This is a genomic window from Rugamonas apoptosis, assembly GCF_014042355.1.
Classification (GTDB): domain Bacteria; phylum Pseudomonadota; class Gammaproteobacteria; order Burkholderiales; family Burkholderiaceae_D; genus Rugamonas; species Rugamonas apoptosis.
Window position 1 is genome coordinate 1 of sequence record NZ_JACEZU010000061.1, and the last position, 277, is coordinate 277.

Annotated in this window: 1 protein-coding gene; it reads left to right on the top strand. The window is 65.0% G+C overall.

Features of this window, described 5'->3' with window-relative positions; translation table 11 throughout:
- The coding region (locus H3H39_RS27425; RefSeq protein WP_182157702.1) for a DUF2252 family protein at positions 1 to 277 on the top strand (277 nt) is incomplete at both ends.

A 277-nucleotide genomic window follows, 5' to 3' on the forward strand; every position in this document is an offset into this window, starting at 1 on the left:
TGCAGGATGTCGCGCGCAGGATAGCCGGCACAGGCAGCCTCGGCGTGGAACGCTATGTGGTGCTGCTCCGGGGCCGGGGCGGTACCGATGGAAATTTCCTGCTCGACATCAAACATGCCCCTGGTTCTGCCCTGATGCCATACCTGCCGTGCGCGCAGCCGACATGGGACAGCGAGGCGCAGCGGATCGTCGACATCCAACGGCGGGTCCAGGCCATCACCCCGGCGTTCCTGGCGGCGATGCCGTTTGACGGCCAGTCCTATGTCCTCAAGGAACT